Here is a 14206-nt window from a genome sequence, read left to right as displayed (position 1 = left end):
GGCTGCGCTCCGTCTCCTGTTTTTGGGAAGGGGAATAGGGGAATAGGGGAGTAAGGGAATAGGGCATTTTTGCCGCTGGTCCTTTTCCCTATTGCCCTACTCCCTTACTCCCCTACTCCCTTAACCTTTTATCGCTTCGACCAGCGTCGTGCCGAGCCGAGCCGGCGACGGCGAAACCTTTATTCCGGCCGATTCCATCGCCGCGATCTTGTCCTCGGCGCCGCCCTTGCCTCCGGAAATCACCGCGCCTGCGTGACCCATGGTGCGGCCGGCCGGGGCCGTGCGCCCGGCGATGAAACCGGCCATCGGCTTCTTGCGGCCACGCTTGGCTTCGTCCTTGAGGAACTGCGCGGCGTCTTCCTCGGCCGAGCCGCCGATCTCGCCGATCATGATGATCGACTGTGTCTCGTCGTCGGCGAGGAACATCTCCAGCACGTCGATGAACTCCGTGCCTTTGACGGGGTCGCCACCGATGCCGACGGCGGTGGTCTGGCCGAGACCGACATTGGTGGTCTGGAACACTGCCTCATAGGTAAGCGTTCCCGAGCGGGAAACAACGCCGACCGAGCCCTTGCGGAAGATGTTGCCGGGCATGATGCCGATCTTGCATTCGTTGGGGGTCAGGACGCCGGGGCAGTTGGGACCGATCAGCCGCGATGTCGAGTGGTCGAGCCGCGCCTTGACCTTGATCATGTCGATCACCGGGATGCCCTCGGTGATGCAGATGATCAGCGGGATTTCTGCTTCGATCGCCTCCAGGATCGCCTCGGCGGCGCCTGCCGGCGGCACATAGACGACAGATGCATTGGCGCCGGTCTTCGCCTTGCCTTCAGCGACGGTGGAAAAGATCGGCAAGCTCTCGCCCGCGGCGCCGGTCCACGTCTCGCCACCCTTCTTCGGGTGGATGCCGCCGACCATTTTTGTCCCGTGATAGGCCAGCGCCTGCTCGGTATGGAACGTGCCGGTCTTGCCGGTCAGGCCCTGCACGAGCACCTTGGTGTTCTTGTCGACGAGAATGGACATTTTTTAGCGACCTGATCAGTGAGTGCGGAAGGGGTTGACGGCGACCACGGAGCCGTAGGCCTGCCCGTGGTTGAGGTCTTCGGTGTAAAGTGTCTTGACGCCAAGGCGCTCGGCGGCGGCGATGATTGCGCCATAATCCGCGCGCTTGGAATCGTGTCCGATGGCGGCACAGACGAGAATGTTCGTGTCGAGGCGGCACTCAGCGGTCATGGAGAGCTGCCCGGTTCCAAGTCTTGCTGCCCATGTCGCCTGAAGCCTCGTAGGCAAGCCTAAGCAGGGCTTGCCGAGCCCCGTCGTTGGCATGGCGCTTCGCGGCCACTGTCGCGAAAAACTCCCGCACCAAGGCGTAGACGGTCGTTCCCTGTTCAGCGGCCGTCAGCTTGACCTGCTCCAGAACCTCGTCTTCGACCGCCAGAGTGATGTTCTTCATTTCTCTTCCCCGCACAAGCTCCCTAAAGCCGCTTGAGATCGGCGACTGTGAGGTCGCTCTTGGCGTTGCCAGTGTTGAGCGTCGTCGCCGGCTCGAACATCAGCACCACCGGCTGTTCGCTCAGCGAGCGCGGCCGGTGCTCAATGGCGCGCGGCACGACGATGAACTCGCCGCTGCCAAGCTCGACCGTGCCGTCGCGGAAATCGATGGCGATGCGGCCGCGCAGCACCAGGAACGCTTCGTCCTCGTTGTCATGCGCGTGCCAATCGAAGATATCGCCGAACTTGGCGATCTTGACCTGGGCGTCGTTGACGTCGCCGGCGATATGCGGATCGAAGACCTTTTTGATCTTCTGATCCGCCGCCTCGACCAGGTTTATCTTGTGCGGAGGCACCAGATCAGCCCTTCACCGCCGCCACGATTTTCTTGGCCGCGTCGTCGAGGTCGTCGGCCGAGACGACGTTGAGCCCACTGTCGTTGATGATCTTCTTGCCGAGCTCGGCATTGGTGCCTTCCAGCCGCACCACCAGCGGCACTTGCAGGCCGACTTCCTTGACCGCCGCGATAACGCCCTCGGCGATGATGTCGCACTTCATGATGCCGCCAAAGATGTTGATCAGGATGCCTTTGACCGCCGGGTCCTTGGTGATGATCTTGAACGCCGCCGTCACCTTCTCCTTCGACGCGCCGCCGCCGACATCGAGGAAGTTGGCGGGCTCGGCGCCGTAGAGCTTGATGATATCCATCGTCGCCATGGCGAGGCCGGCGCCGTTGACCATGCAGCCGATATTGCCGTCGAGCGCGACATAGGCGAGGTCGTATTTCGACGCCTCGATCTCCTTCTCGTCCTCTTCGGTGATGTCGCGCAGCTCCATCACGTCGGGATGGCGGAACAGCGCGTTGTTGTCGAACGACACTTTTGCGTCGAGCACGCGCAACCGGCCATTCTTCATGACGATCAGCGGGTTGACTTCGAGCAGGCTCATGTCCTTCTCGACGAAGGCTTTGTAGAGGATCGGGAACAACGTCTCGCCGTCCTTGGCGGCGTCGCCGTCGAGCCTCAGCGCGCCGTTGAGTTCTTTCAAATCATCCGCCGTTATGCCTTTTTCCGGGTCGATGGCGACGGTGATGATCTTTTCCGGCGTGTCGTGGGCGACCGCCTCGATATCCATGCCACCCTCGGTCGAAACGACGAAGGCGATGCGGCCGACGGAGCGGTCGACCAGCAGCGACAGATAGAGCTCGCGCTCGATGTCGGCGCCGTCCTCAATGTAGAGGCGGTTGACCTGCTTGCCCGCCGGGCCGGTCTGCTTGGTGACCAGCGTGTGGCCAAGCATTTCCTTGGCGTTGGCGACCACTTCGGCCACCGATTTCGCCAGCCTGACGCCGCCCTTGGCGTCGGGGCCAAGCTCCCTGAACTTGCCCTTGCCGCGGCCGCCGGCATGGATCTGGCTTTTCACCACATAGAGCGGGCCGGGCAGTGCCTTGGCGGCGGCTTCCGCCTCGCTTGCCCTAAACACCGGCACGCCTTCGGCCACCGGTGCGCCAAAGCCCTTCAGCAGCGCCTTGCCCTGATATTCATGGATGTTCATGCTAGATATCTCCAGATCACTTTACTGGCGGGTCGCTTGGCAGCGGGTCACTTGGCGGCAAGTTGCGGCGCGATCTTGACGCAAGCCTCGCACAGGCCCTGCACCGCCGCCACCGAATTGTCGAACATCTTCTGCTCGGCCTTGCCGAGCTCGATCTCGATGACGCGCTCGACACCGCCGGCGCCGATCACCACCGGCACGCCGACATAGGTGTTCTTGACACCATACTGGCCGGAGAGATGCGCAGCACAGGGCAGCACGCGCTTCTTGTCCTTGAGATAGGCTTCGGCCATGGCGATCGCCGAGGCGGCCGGTGCGTAGAAGGCCGAGCCGGTCTTGAGCAGGCCGACGATCTCGGCGCCGCCGTCGCGGGTGCGCTGCACGATCTGGTCGAGCTTTTCCTTCGAGGTCCAGCCCATCTTGATGAGGTCGGGCAGCGGGATGCCGGCGACCGTCGAATAGCGGATCATCGGCACCATGGAATCGCCATGGCCGCCGAGCACGAAGGCGGTGACATCCTCGACCGACACCTTGAATTCCTCGGCCAGGAAATAGCGAAAGCGCGCACTGTCGAGCACGCCGGCCATGCCGACGACATGGCTCTTCGGCAGGCCGGAGAACTTCTGCAGCGCCCAGACCATGGCGTCGAGCGGGTTGGTGATGCAGATGACGAAGGCTTTCGGCGCGTATTTCTTGAGACCTGCGCCAACCTGTTCCATGACCTTCAGATTGATGCCGAGAAGGTCGTCGCGGCTCATGCCCGGCTTGCGCGGCACGCCGGCGGTGACGATGCAGACGTCGGCACCCTCGATGCCGGCATAATCGTTGACGCCGGTCAGCCTGGAATCGAACCCATCAACCGGCGACGACTGCGCGATATCCAGCCCTTTACCTTGCGGGATGCCCTCGGCGATATCGAACAGCACAACATCGCCGAGATCCTTGAGGCCGATCATGTGGGCGAGCGTGCCGCCGATCATGCCCGAGCCGATGAGCGCTATCTTGTTGCGTGCCATGTCAGGATGTTTTCCCTTTAGACTGTGACGGCGCCCAATCCCTTGACGAATTGGATGACGGCGTCGAGGAAGGAGGCCGGAATGCTGCGGGGAAGCCGCGAAGATTTCGCCGCACCCAATAGCCCCGGCGCATAGAATATTCAAACGATTATTTTGGAGTGAGATTTTTCAATCGGTTAGATGGGTTGGGATTTACGTAAACGTCAAAATTTGTAAGCTGACTAGGAAAGTTACGCAATGAAGATGGAAATAAGAAGGCTGTTTCCCGGCGATGACGCCCTTGTGAAGCGGGTCGCCGAAGATGTGTTCGATGAACCGGTCAGGCTGGCCATTGCCGCGGGACAGCGCCCCCTCTGTCCTGCCGGACATCTCCCCCACATGGGGGGGAGATCGGCAACTTCGACGCTCCGCTCACGCCTGCCACGCAGGAGATTGGCGAAGGCAGGGATGACGGCCAATCTCCCCACTTGTGGGGGAGATGTCCGGCGGGACAGAAGGGGGGCGCGAAGGATCGCGACCTTCCGGAGACTATCTTCAGGCTCGAGCCTGCTGCGCTTCGGTCAGCGTCGCCTTCTGTCTCTCCATCCAGTCTTCCAGCCATTCGTGGCTCTGCATCTCTATCAGCCGCGACGCGGTGCGCTCGAACTCGAAGACCTCGTTGCCGCGCTTGGCCGTATAAAGCTCCGCTGGCGGCGCGGCGGCGCTCACCACCAGCCGCACACGATGGTCGTAGAGCGTGTCGATCAGCAGGATGAAGCGCTTTGCCTCGTTGCGCATGCCTTCGCCAAGCACCGGCACATGATCGATGAAGACGGTCGAGAAGCGGCCGGCAATCGCCAGGAAATCGCGGGCACCGAGCGGGTTTTCGCAGAGATCGGCAAAGGAAAACCGCGCTGCGTCGCCGGCGGCGCGCGGCACGACGACCTGCCGGCCCTTTACCGTCAGGGCCGCTGCCTGCGTCGGCCTGCCATGCGTCATCACTTCCCAGGCCTCGTCGAGAACAGCATCGGCGGCGGCATCGGCAGGGGTGACATAGACCGGCAGGCGGCTGAGCTTGTCCAGCCGATAGTCCTTGTCGGCATCGAGGGCAATCACCTGCGCATGCCGCTCCAGGATGCCGATGAAGGGCAGGAAAAGCTTGCGGTTCAAGCCGTCGCCGTAGAGATCCTGCGGCGCGACATTGGACGTGGCGACCAGCACGACGCCGTTGCCAAACAGCGCCGAGAACAGCCGCGACAGGATCATCGCATCGGCGATGTCGGTGACGGAAAACTCGTCGAAGCACAGCACCCAGGCTTCCTCGGCCAACGCGCGGGCCACCGGCGCGATCGGGTCGTCTTCCCTGACGGTGCCCTCTTTACGCGCCTGCCGGTGCTTCTGGATGCGGTCCTGCACATCGGCCATGAAGTCGTTGAAATGCACACGGCGCTTGCGCCGGACCGGCACCAGCTCGAAGAACATGTCCATCAGCATGGTCTTGCCGCGGCCGACGCCGCCGTGGATATAGAGCCCCTTGACGGCCTCGCGCGTCTCGCGCTTGCGAGCGAACAGCCAGCCCAGCGCGCTCGATTTGTGCGCCAGCCGTTTTGCCGAAATCTCGTCGATCAGCCGGTCGAGTGCCGCGACGATCCGCTCCTGCGCCGGATCGCGGTCGATCATGCCCGTGTCGACCCAATGGTCGTAACGCTGCCGGACGGTCGCATGGGTCTGAAGGCCGTCACGCAGATGCATCGGTCACGTCGTTCCGGAGCAATTCCAAGAAAAGTGTGTAGCGGTTTTCTGTCCGGAATTGCGTAAAAACAAAAGAGAGCAATTCCAGGAAAAGTGTGTAGCGGTTTTCGGCCCGGAATCGTGTAAAAACAAAAAAGAGCAATTCCAGGAAAAGTGTGTAGCGGTTTTCCGTTCGGAATTGCGTAAAACAAATAATCGGCGGGTCAGCCTCTTGTAAGCGAGATCGGCAGGCCGTTGGAAGTCTGGCCGTCGAATTTCTCTCCGCCAGAGGAATAGAGCCGTGCCAGCGTGCCGCCATTCGCGTCGTACAGCGTCAACTGCTTGCCGGCGACGTTCCAGGATTTGATGCCGTCGATCGGCGCCGGGCAATGCAGCGGTCCAGCCCGATAGCCGGAGCCGAATTTGGTCTGCGGCGTCGCCACCTGGCAGCTCTGGCCGGACACGCTGGCCTTCCACACGCCGGCGACGCTGCTTGCGGTAAGATCCGGGGCTCCGGCCGGAGCCGTCCCGTCCGCCGGCAGCGCGGCGACCTGCGGGTTTAGCGTGCCTTGCGGCGCCGTCGGAAATTTCGACGGGTCGGCGGTGCCGGGCGACGCCGGCGGCGGCAGCTGGTTGGCGGTCACCTTGCCCGAGGGCGCGGCTTGCAGCGGCGCCGGCTGCTGGTCCATAGGCGAGAACCTTGACGTTGAACAGCCGCTTGCAAAGAGCGCGGCCAGCGATACGGCCAGCAGACCGGTTTTCGAAAAATTCATTTCAAACCTCCGTCGGATCCGGCTGGGCTGCCGTCCGCACAATATCCCCCTTACCAAGACGGAGAAGGTGGCAAAATTTCAACCCTGTATGGTTAAAATAGCATTTGCGGCGGCACCTGTTGCAACTTTGCCACAAGTGCGTGCCGCCCGAAAACCTGCCCCAGGGGTCTAGCCCGAGAGTCTGACCCGAGAGACTGCGCAGCGGTTTGCCTGGACAGGCCTGCCCCTGGCGTCCGGCCGCCAAATGCTTGCGCCAATCGGCTTCGGTCCTATCTCTGATGAAACCGAACCTTGCCGGAGGCGAAATCTTGGCTGCGAGGAAAAGGGTGGCCAACCGCTATTATAGCGGGCCGCCCAGCGATCATTTCGACGGCACCTTGTTCTTCAATCCCAACGGCAAGTCGCCTGCCCGCTTTTCCGATCTTTTGAAGTGGCAGCTGGGCGGCGAACGCTCGAAATGGCCGACGGCGGATCCGAGTCCGTTTCATCAGGCGACACCGGCCAAGCGGATCGACGGCTCCGGGCTGAGGCTGACCATGGTCGGCCATTCCTCGCTGCTCATCCAGACAGCCGGCCTGAATATCATTACCGACCCGGTCTGGTCGCAGCGCGCCTCGCCGCTCGCCTTTGCCGGGCCGAAACGGGTCAATCCGCCGGGCATCGCCTTTTCCAGCCTGCCGCCGATCGACCTCGTGCTGGTCAGCCACAACCACTACGATCATCTCGACCTCGCCACGCTGAAGCGGCTGAAGACAAAGCACGACCCGCTGGTGCTGGCGCCGCTCGGCAACGACGCCATCATCGATGCCGGCGTTCCCGGCATGCGGCTTTCCGTGCATGACTGGGGCGAACGGGTCGAGATCGGCAACGACGTCGCCGTCCATGTCGAGCCGGTGCACCACTGGTCGGCGCGCGGCACCCGCGACCGGCGCATGGCGCTGTGGGCGGGTTTTGTGGTCGAGACGCCGGGCGGAAAGGTCTATTTCGCCGGCGACACCGGTTTCCACGATGGCATCAACTACCGGCTGATGGCCGCAAGGCACGGCGGCTTCCGCCTCGCCATCCTGCCGATCGGCGCCTACGAGCCGCGCTGGTTCATGGCGCCACACCACCAGAACCCCGAGGAGGCGGTGCAAGGCATGCTGTTGTGCAACGCCGCCTATGCCGCCGGCTGCCATTGGGGCACGTTCCGGCTCACCAACGAGCCGATCGACGAGCCGGCAAGAAAGCTGGGCGAGGCCCTCAACGATCAAGGTGTCCCGCAAGAACGCTTTCGCGCCCTGCGTCCCGGCGAAGTCTGGGACGTGCCGGCGCTCTAGGCTGGCGACCCGGCCCCCCAGAGGCCCCCGGGGGAACCCGGGACGTCGTAAACGCGTTGGTGGTGGTCCACAACCGTCGGCTGCGAGGGATTTCCCATGATCAAATGGATTGTGATTCTTCTGATAATCGCGGCCGCGGCCAGCCTGCTCGGCATGCCGGCATTGGCCGGAGCCGCCGCCACCGGTGCCCGCATTCTCATCGGCATTGTGTTGATCATCTTCCTGCTGGTCATGCTTGGCGTCTTGGCGGTGGCATAGACCGCATCCGCCCGAAAATCGTAATCGATTTTCAGGAAGCACGATGCGCAGGTTTAAAAATGTCAGAGCGTACTTTGTGCGTCCAAGTCGACGCACGTCGCGCTGGCGTCTCGCACTGGTAATTCCGGCCGCTATCCGCCATATAGGCGCCAAACCGGCATGAGACCTTTCGATCCATGGCAAGCACTGCCCCCTTCGCCAAGATGAACGGCATCGGCAACGAAATCATCGTTGCCGACATGCGTGGTCGCGCCGACCGGGTGGCGCCGGCTGCCGCCCTTGCGCTCAATGCCGATGCCGCGACGAAGTTCGATCAGATCATGGCGATCCACGACGCCAGAACGTCGGGCACTGCCTTTTTCATCGACATCCTGAATTCCGACGGAACCGGCGCGCAGGCCTGCGGCAACGGCATGCGCTGCGTGGTGCAGGCGCTTGCCGCCGAGACCGGCCAGAAGACATTCGCCTTCGAGACCGTCGCCGGCATCCTCAACGCTGAAGAACATGCCGACGGGCTGATCTCGGTCGACATGGGCAAGCCGCATTTCGGCTGGCAGGATATTCCGCTCGCCGAGGAATTCCGCGATACCCGCATGATCGAGCTGCAGGTCGGCCCGATCGACGCGCCGGTGCTGCACTCGCCCTCGGTCGTGTCGATGGGCAATCCGCACGCCATCTTCTGGGTCGACCGCGACGTCTGGTCTTATGAGCTCGACCGCTTCGGTCCGCTGCTCGAAAACCACCCGATCTTCCCCGAACGCGCCAACATCACCATCGCGCGGGTGACCTCGACCGAGACGATGGTCATCCGCACCTGGGAGCGCGGCGCCGGCCTGACCAAGGCCTGCGGTACAGCGGCCTGTGCCGCCGCCGTCGCTGCCGCGCGCACCAGGCGGACCGGACGCAGCGTCTCCCTGGTGACGCCCGGAGGTGGCTCCTTGCATGTCGAGTGGCGCGGCGACGACCACGTCATCCTCACCGGCGCCGCCGAATGGGAATTTTCCGGCAGCTTCGACCCGGCGACCGGCGTGTGGGCCCGCGTCACCGAAAGCGCCGCCTGATGGCCGCGCTTGCCAAGAAGGGTCCCGCTCTTTCCGGGGATCCCGTTTTCTCCAAGGGTATTGACGTCGTCACCTTCGGCTGCCGGCTGAACACCTATGAATCCGAGGTGATGCGGCGAGAGGCGGAAAGTGCCGGCCTTGGCGCGCTGGAAGGCGGCGCCATCATCTTCAACACCTGCGCCGTCACCGGCGAGGCGGTGCGCCAGGCAAAACAGTCGATCCGCAAGGCCCGCCGCGAGAATCCGGCCGCCCGCATCATCGTCACCGGCTGCGCCGCGCAGACCGAGCCGCAGAATTTCGTCGCCATGGACGAGGTCGATCTCGTCCTTGGCAACGAGGAAAAGCTGAAGGCGCATTCCTATCGCGCGCTGCCGGATTTCGGCGTCAACGACACCGAGAAGGCTCGCGTCAACGATATCTTTTCGGTGCGCGAGACGGCCGGCCACATGGTCGACGCCATCGAAGGCCGGGCGCGGGCGTTCGTCCAGGTTCAGAACGGCTGTGACCACCGCTGCACCTTCTGCATCATACCGTATGGCCGCGGCAATTCGCGCTCGGTGCCGATGGGCGCCGTGGTCGAGCAGGTCAAGCGGCTGAGCGGCAATGGCTATGCCGAGATCGTGCTGACCGGCGTCGACATGACCAGTTTCGGCGCCGACCTGCCGGGCAGCCCGAAGCTCGGCAAATTGGTCAAGACAATCCTGAAGCAGGTGCCTGACGTGAAACGCCTGCGCCTTTCCTCGATCGATTCGATCGAGGCTGACGACGATCTGCTCGACGCCATCGCCACCGAGCCCCGGCTGATGCCGCATCTGCATCTGTCGCTGCAGTCCGGTGACGACATGATCCTGAAGCGGATGAAGCGCCGGCACAACCGGGATCAGTCGATCCGTTTTTGCCAGGATTTGCGCAAATTGCGTCCCGGCATCGTCTTCGGCGCCGACATCATCGCCGGCTTCCCGACCGAGACGGACGCCATGTTCGAAAAATCGCTGGAGATCGTCGCGGAATGCGGCCTGACGCATCTCCACGTTTTTCCGTTTTCGCCGCGCGAAGGCACCCCTGCCGCGCGCATGCCGCAGCTTCGCCGTGAACTGGTCAAGCAGCGTGCGGCACGGCTGCGCGCCGCCGGTGACACCGCCTATCGCAGCCACCTTTCCTCGCTCGCCGGAACACGCCAGTCGATCCTGATCGAGCGCGACGGGCTCGGCCGCACCGAAGGGTTTACGCTTGCCGCGATCTCCGAGGGTGCGCCGGGCGAAATCGTCGAGGCCGATATCGCCGGCGATGACGGTGTCAGACTGATCGCGGCGCCGCTTGCCGCCCGCGCCGCCTGAGACGCAAGAACATGGCTGGTTTTCTCAAGAAGATTTTTTCGTTCGGCAAGAAGGAAGTGGTCGAGGAGCGGATCGACGAGACCGCACCGCTGCCGCCGATCAAATGGGACGCGCTCGAGGCGCTGAAACCGGCGGCTGTTGAAGAGGCCGAGCCCGCTCCGACGATTCCACCCGAGCCTGAAATCCAGCCGGAACCTGCTTCGGTCGAGGAGCCGGAGACGCCTGCCGAGGTGCCGGCGCCAGAGGAGATTCCTGAGCCAGCACCGACGCAGCCTGAGATCGTCCAGACTGAGGGGCCGTCATCCGAACGTGGCGCTGCCCCTCATCCGCCTGCCGGCACCTTCTCCCCGTATAGAGACGGGGAGAAGGGTGCTGATCGTCCCGCCGAGCCTCCTTTTGAAAGCGGCAAAGAAGAAGCGCCGACGCTGACGCCCCCCTCTCCCCGTCCTTCACGGGGAGAGGGTAAGGGTGAGGGGCAGCGCGAACCTGCGCAAGATATCGCACCGCCCGCCGATGCCCCCTCGACGGCGCCCGGGCCTGAGGCGCCGGCGGCCGAAATCCCGCCCCCGATTCGCCAGCCGGCGCCGGTCCAGACACAGCCGATCCTTGCCGAGATCGCGCCCGAGCCTGAAGCCGTTCCGCAACCACCGCCGGAGCCGAAGCCGGCTCCCGGCAAGGTCACCGTCACCAGGAAGGTCGAGCAGAGAGCCGAGCCGCAGAAGGCGCCGGAACCGGCACCGAAACGCTCGTGGTTCCAGCGCATGAAGGAGGGGCTCGCCCGCTCTTCCCGGGAACTGTCCGGCAACATCGCCGGCGTCTTCACCAAGCGCAAGCTCGACGAGGACACGCTGCAGGATCTGGAGGACGTGCTGATCCGCGCCGATCTCGGCATGGAGACGGCTTTGCGCATCACGGATTCGCTGGCTGCCAGCCGCTACGGCAAGGACGTCTCCGAGGCGGAAGTGCGCGCGATCATGGCGGCCGAGGTGGAGAAGGTGCTGACCCATGTCGCCTTGCCGCTGGAGCTCGACCTCAGCCACAAGCCGCATGTCATCCTTGTCGTCGGCGTCAACGGCACCGGCAAGACCACGACCATCGGCAAGCTGGCGGCAAAGCTGACCGACGGCGGCCTGTCGGTGATGCTCGCCGCCGGCGACACGTTCCGCGCCGCCGCGATCGAGCAATTGAAGATCTGGGGCGAGCGCACCAGGTCGCCGGTCATCGCCTCGAAGCTCGGCGCCGACGCCGCCGGCCTCGCCTATGATGCCTTCGAACAGGCCAGGCAAGCCGGCTCGGACGTGCTGATCATCGACACCGCCGGGCGGCTGCAGAACAAGACCGAGCTGATGGCGGAACTCGAAAAGATCGTCCGGGTGCTGGGCAAGCTCGATCCGGAGGCGCCGCACACCGTGCTGCAGACGGTCGACGCCACCACCGGCCAGAACGCGCTCAACCAGGTCGAGATCTTCCGCAACGTCGCCGGCGTCAACGGCCTGGTGATGACCAAGCTGGACGGCACGGCACGCGGCGGTATTCTGGTGGCGATTGCGGCAAAGCATAAATTGCCGGTTTATTTCATCGGCGTCGGCGAACAGGTCGACGACCTCGAACCATTCTCCGCAAGCGAGTTCGCCAGGGCGATCGCTGGAGTGGCGTAACAAGCTTGATCCCAAAAAGTTGCAGACTTTTGGACCAGGATCATGCGCAAGAAGGAAAGCCTATGAACCCGCGCATCCTCGAACGCGACCCGTCCGACCCGCAGAAACAGAAGAAGGAAAGCGTCAATCCTCTGCTCAAGCTGGTGCTGGAGCTCGGCCCGTTGATGGTGTTCTTCTTCGCCAACGCCCGTGGCGCATGGCTGTCGCAGAAGTTTCCGGTGCTGGCCGAATTCGGCGGACCGATCTTCGTCGCCACCGGCCTGTTCATGGCCGCGACCGCGATCGCGCTGGCCGCGTCCTGGCTGCTCACCCGCACCTTGCCGATCATGCCGATGGTGTCGGGCGTCGTCGTCTTCGTCTTCGGCGCGCTGACGCTCTACCTGCAGGACGACATCTTCATCAAGATGAAGCCGACAATCGTCAACATGCTGTTCGGCGGCGTGCTGCTCGGCGGCCTGTTCTTCGGCAAGTCGCTGCTCGGCTACGTCTTCGATTCGGCCTTCAGCCTCGATGCCGAGGGCTGGAAGAAACTCACCTTCCGCTGGGGCCTGTTTTTCCTGTTCCTGGCCCTTGTCAACGAAGTGGTCTGGCGGAATTTTTCCACCGACGCCTGGGTTACCTTCAAGGTCTGGGGCATCATGCCGATCACCCTTCTTTTCACCTTCAGCCAGATGCCGCTGATCATGCGCCATTCGCTTGAAGGCAAGACCGGAACAGAAGGGAAGCCCGGCAAGTAACGATCAAGGAGACGGCATGGAATTCGTCACCACGCGCGAAGAGCTGAGAACGATCTACAAGACGCCTCGGCCGACCGACGGTTCGATCCGGAAGGAACTGAAGGCGCTGGATGGCCACAGCCGTTCCTTCATCGGCAAAAGCCCCTTCGTGCTGATTGGCTCCTCGGACGGCGCCGGCAATGCCGATGTGACGCCGAAGGGCGACAGGCCGGGCTTTGCCGCCGTGCTCGACGAGAAGACCATCGCCATCCCCGACCGGCCCGGCAACAACCGGCTCGACACGCTGGAGAACATTCTTCTCAACCCTTCGGTCGGGCTGCTCTTCCTCATCCCGGGCATGAACGAGACGCTGCGCGTCAATGGCGACGCCCGCATCACCGTCGATGCGGGCCTGCGCGAGCGGCTCGCCGTCGACGGCAAGGAACCGCAAAGCGTCGTCCTGGTGACGGTCAAGGCCGCCTACATGCATTGCGCAAAGGCCTTCATGCGCTCCGATCTGTGGAAGCCGGAAACCTGGTACGACCGCGCGACGCTGCCGACACTCGGCCAGATCCTGCGCGACCAGCTGGCGCTCGCCGATTCGGCCGAGGCGACCGACCGCTGGCTGGACGAAGAATACAAACACACCATGTGGTAGTGTGCCCGGCAACGAATCGTCCAAGCTGATCTCCATTCCTTTGCTCAACATCCTTGCAATCTCTGGCAGCCTGCGCGCCGCCTCAACCAATTCGGCGTTGAGCGCGGGTTTGGCGCAAAATGCGCCGACTGGCTGCCGCGTCATCGTCTATGACGGGCTTGGCCGGCTGCCGATTTTCAATCCGGATGACGAAGGCGAGCGGACGCCACCGCAAGCATCCGCGCTGATCGACGCGGTCACCGCCGCTGACGGCGTGATCGTCTCCTGCCCTGAGTATGCCCATGGCGTACCGGGCGGGCTGAAGAACGCGCTCGACGTGGTGTCGCGCGATGCAGCTGTCGGCAAGCCGGCCATGCTGGTGCACGCCTCGCCGCGCTCGCTGTTTGCCCGCGCGGCTCTGGCCGAGATCATGCGCACCATGTCTTTCGCGCTTTTTGAAGACACCGCGCTCGAAATCGCCCTGCTCGGCAAGAAGCCACCGGAGGTGGACAGAATCCTGTCGGAGCCGGCAAGCCAACTGGCAATGCACAACGCCATTTCGGCCTTCACCGATTTCATCCGGTCGCGTTAAGCGGCGGCCACCGTGCTTTCGTTGTCCCGGAGCGGAGCGAACGCTAAGGGCGTCGGCGATAAAGCTGCCGATCTCCCCCCACGT

Annotated in this window: 16 protein-coding genes; 8 read left to right on the top strand and 8 right to left on the bottom strand. The window is 63.5% G+C overall.

Annotated elements, in window-relative coordinates; translation table 11 throughout:
- Positions 1–120: 120 nt before the first annotated feature.
- The 8 genes from sucD to BLT09_RS08750 form a co-directional block, all read right to left on the bottom strand.
- Positions 121–1023, bottom strand: a complete 903-nt coding sequence (gene sucD, locus BLT09_RS08795) for a succinate--CoA ligase subunit alpha (protein ID WP_091592206.1) — start codon at positions 1021–1023, stop codon at positions 121–123.
- 15 nt (positions 1024–1038) lie between these two features.
- Positions 1039–1233: a PIN domain-containing protein gene (locus BLT09_RS08790; protein ID WP_091592205.1), complete on the bottom strand. Its 195-nt coding sequence runs from the start codon at positions 1231–1233 to the stop codon at positions 1039–1041.
- Positions 1223–1453: a hypothetical protein gene (locus tag BLT09_RS08785; RefSeq protein WP_091592203.1), complete on the bottom strand. Its 231-nt coding sequence runs from the start codon at positions 1451–1453 to the stop codon at positions 1223–1225. The genes BLT09_RS08790 and BLT09_RS08785 overlap by 11 nt, the downstream gene beginning before the upstream one ends.
- A 22-nt stretch (positions 1454–1475) precedes the next feature.
- Complete coding sequence (locus tag BLT09_RS08780) at positions 1476–1847, bottom strand: cupin domain-containing protein (RefSeq protein ID WP_091592200.1); 372 nt, start codon at positions 1845–1847, stop codon at positions 1476–1478.
- A 4-nt stretch (positions 1848–1851) separates the two neighbouring features.
- Positions 1852–3045: an ADP-forming succinate--CoA ligase subunit beta gene (gene sucC / locus BLT09_RS08775; RefSeq protein WP_091592198.1), complete on the bottom strand. Its 1194-nt coding sequence runs from the start codon at positions 3043–3045 to the stop codon at positions 1852–1854.
- 47 nt (positions 3046–3092) lie between these two features.
- Positions 3093–4061, bottom strand: coding sequence for a malate dehydrogenase (gene mdh / locus BLT09_RS08770; RefSeq protein WP_091592197.1), 969 nt, complete (start codon positions 4059–4061; stop codon positions 3093–3095).
- A gap of 534 nt (positions 4062–4595) precedes the next feature.
- Positions 4596–5792 (bottom strand): cell division protein ZapE, encoded by a 1197-nt coding sequence (gene zapE / locus BLT09_RS08760; RefSeq protein WP_091592195.1) that lies wholly within the window; start codon positions 5790–5792, stop codon positions 4596–4598.
- A gap of 203 nt (positions 5793–5995) precedes the next feature.
- On the bottom strand, positions 5996–6544 hold the full coding sequence (locus tag BLT09_RS08750) for a protease inhibitor Inh/omp19 family protein (protein WP_091592193.1): 549 nt from the start codon (positions 6542–6544) through the stop codon (positions 5996–5998).
- Between the two features lie 308 nt (positions 6545–6852).
- Between BLT09_RS08750 and BLT09_RS08745 the strand changes: the two genes are divergently transcribed.
- From BLT09_RS08745 to BLT09_RS08710, 8 genes are all read left to right on the top strand, one after another.
- Positions 6853–7863 carry an MBL fold metallo-hydrolase gene (locus BLT09_RS08745; RefSeq protein WP_091592461.1) on the top strand — a complete coding sequence of 337 codons (1011 nt, stop codon included), beginning with the start codon at positions 6853–6855 and terminating at the stop codon, positions 7861–7863.
- Positions 7864–7959: 96 nt separating this feature from the next.
- Complete coding sequence (locus BLT09_RS08740) at positions 7960–8121, top strand: DUF1328 family protein (RefSeq protein WP_023803355.1); 162 nt, start codon at positions 7960–7962, stop codon at positions 8119–8121.
- Between the two features lie 176 nt (positions 8122–8297).
- A complete protein-coding gene (dapF, locus tag BLT09_RS08735; RefSeq protein WP_091592191.1) occupies positions 8298–9182 on the top strand; it encodes a diaminopimelate epimerase in 885 nt (294 codons plus the stop codon).
- Positions 9182–10519 (top strand): tRNA (N(6)-L-threonylcarbamoyladenosine(37)-C(2))-methylthiotransferase MtaB, encoded by a 1338-nt coding sequence (gene mtaB / locus BLT09_RS08730; protein WP_091592459.1) that lies wholly within the window; start codon positions 9182–9184, stop codon positions 10517–10519. Before dapF ends, mtaB begins: the two co-directional genes overlap by 1 nt.
- Positions 10520–10530: 11 nt before the next feature.
- Complete coding sequence (gene ftsY / locus BLT09_RS08725) at positions 10531–12177, top strand: signal recognition particle-docking protein FtsY (protein ID WP_091592189.1); 1647 nt, start codon at positions 10531–10533, stop codon at positions 12175–12177.
- Positions 12178–12239: 62 nt separating this feature from the next.
- Entirely contained in the window at positions 12240–12914 is a 675-nt protein-coding gene (locus BLT09_RS08720; RefSeq protein WP_091592188.1) for a septation protein A, read from the top strand.
- A gap of 16 nt (positions 12915–12930) precedes the next feature.
- Positions 12931–13551 (top strand): pyridoxamine 5'-phosphate oxidase family protein, encoded by a 621-nt coding sequence (locus BLT09_RS08715; protein ID WP_027153702.1) that lies wholly within the window; start codon positions 12931–12933, stop codon positions 13549–13551.
- Positions 13552–13591: 40 nt separating this feature from the next.
- Positions 13592–14122: an NADPH-dependent FMN reductase gene (locus BLT09_RS08710; RefSeq protein ID WP_091592457.1), complete on the top strand. Its 531-nt coding sequence runs from the start codon at positions 13592–13594 to the stop codon at positions 14120–14122.
- Positions 14123–14206: the final 84 nt, after the last annotated feature.

This window comes from Mesorhizobium muleiense, assembly GCF_900099905.1.
GTDB classification, from domain to species: Bacteria; Pseudomonadota; Alphaproteobacteria; order Rhizobiales; family Rhizobiaceae; genus Mesorhizobium; species Mesorhizobium muleiense.
The sequence above is the reverse complement of the archived record's forward strand: the minus strand, read 5'-3'. Positions and strand labels throughout refer to the sequence as shown.

Bases quoted from the DNA above. Each gene is read 5' to 3' on its own strand.
- sucD (WP_091592206.1), bottom strand. From the start codon at position 1,023: ATGTCCATTCTCGTCGACAAGAACACCAAGGTGCTCGTGCAGGGCCTG.
- BLT09_RS08790 (WP_091592205.1), bottom strand. From the start codon at position 1,233: ATGACCGCTGAGTGCCGCCTCGACACGAACATTCTCGTCTGTGCCGCC.
- BLT09_RS08785 (WP_091592203.1), bottom strand. From the start codon at position 1,453: ATGAAGAACATCACTCTGGCGGTCGAAGACGAGGTTCTGGAGCAGGTC.
- sucC (WP_091592198.1), bottom strand. From the start codon at position 3,045: ATGAACATCCATGAATATCAGGGCAAGGCGCTGCTGAAGGGCTTTGGC.
- mdh (WP_091592197.1), bottom strand. From the start codon at position 4,061: ATGGCACGCAACAAGATAGCGCTCATCGGCTCGGGCATGATCGGCGGC.
- zapE (WP_091592195.1), bottom strand. From the start codon at position 5,792: ATGCATCTGCGTGACGGCCTTCAGACCCATGCGACCGTCCGGCAGCGT.
- BLT09_RS08750 (WP_091592193.1), bottom strand. From the start codon at position 6,544: ATGAATTTTTCGAAAACCGGTCTGCTGGCCGTATCGCTGGCCGCGCTC.
- BLT09_RS08740 (WP_023803355.1), top strand. From the start codon at position 7,960: ATGATCAAATGGATTGTGATTCTTCTGATAATCGCGGCCGCGGCCAGC.
- dapF (WP_091592191.1), top strand. From the start codon at position 8,298: ATGGCAAGCACTGCCCCCTTCGCCAAGATGAACGGCATCGGCAACGAA.
- mtaB (WP_091592459.1), top strand. From the start codon at position 9,182: ATGGCCGCGCTTGCCAAGAAGGGTCCCGCTCTTTCCGGGGATCCCGTT.
- ftsY (WP_091592189.1), top strand. From the start codon at position 10,531: ATGGCTGGTTTTCTCAAGAAGATTTTTTCGTTCGGCAAGAAGGAAGTG.
- BLT09_RS08720 (WP_091592188.1), top strand. From the start codon at position 12,240: ATGAACCCGCGCATCCTCGAACGCGACCCGTCCGACCCGCAGAAACAG.
- BLT09_RS08715 (WP_027153702.1), top strand. From the start codon at position 12,931: ATGGAATTCGTCACCACGCGCGAAGAGCTGAGAACGATCTACAAGACG.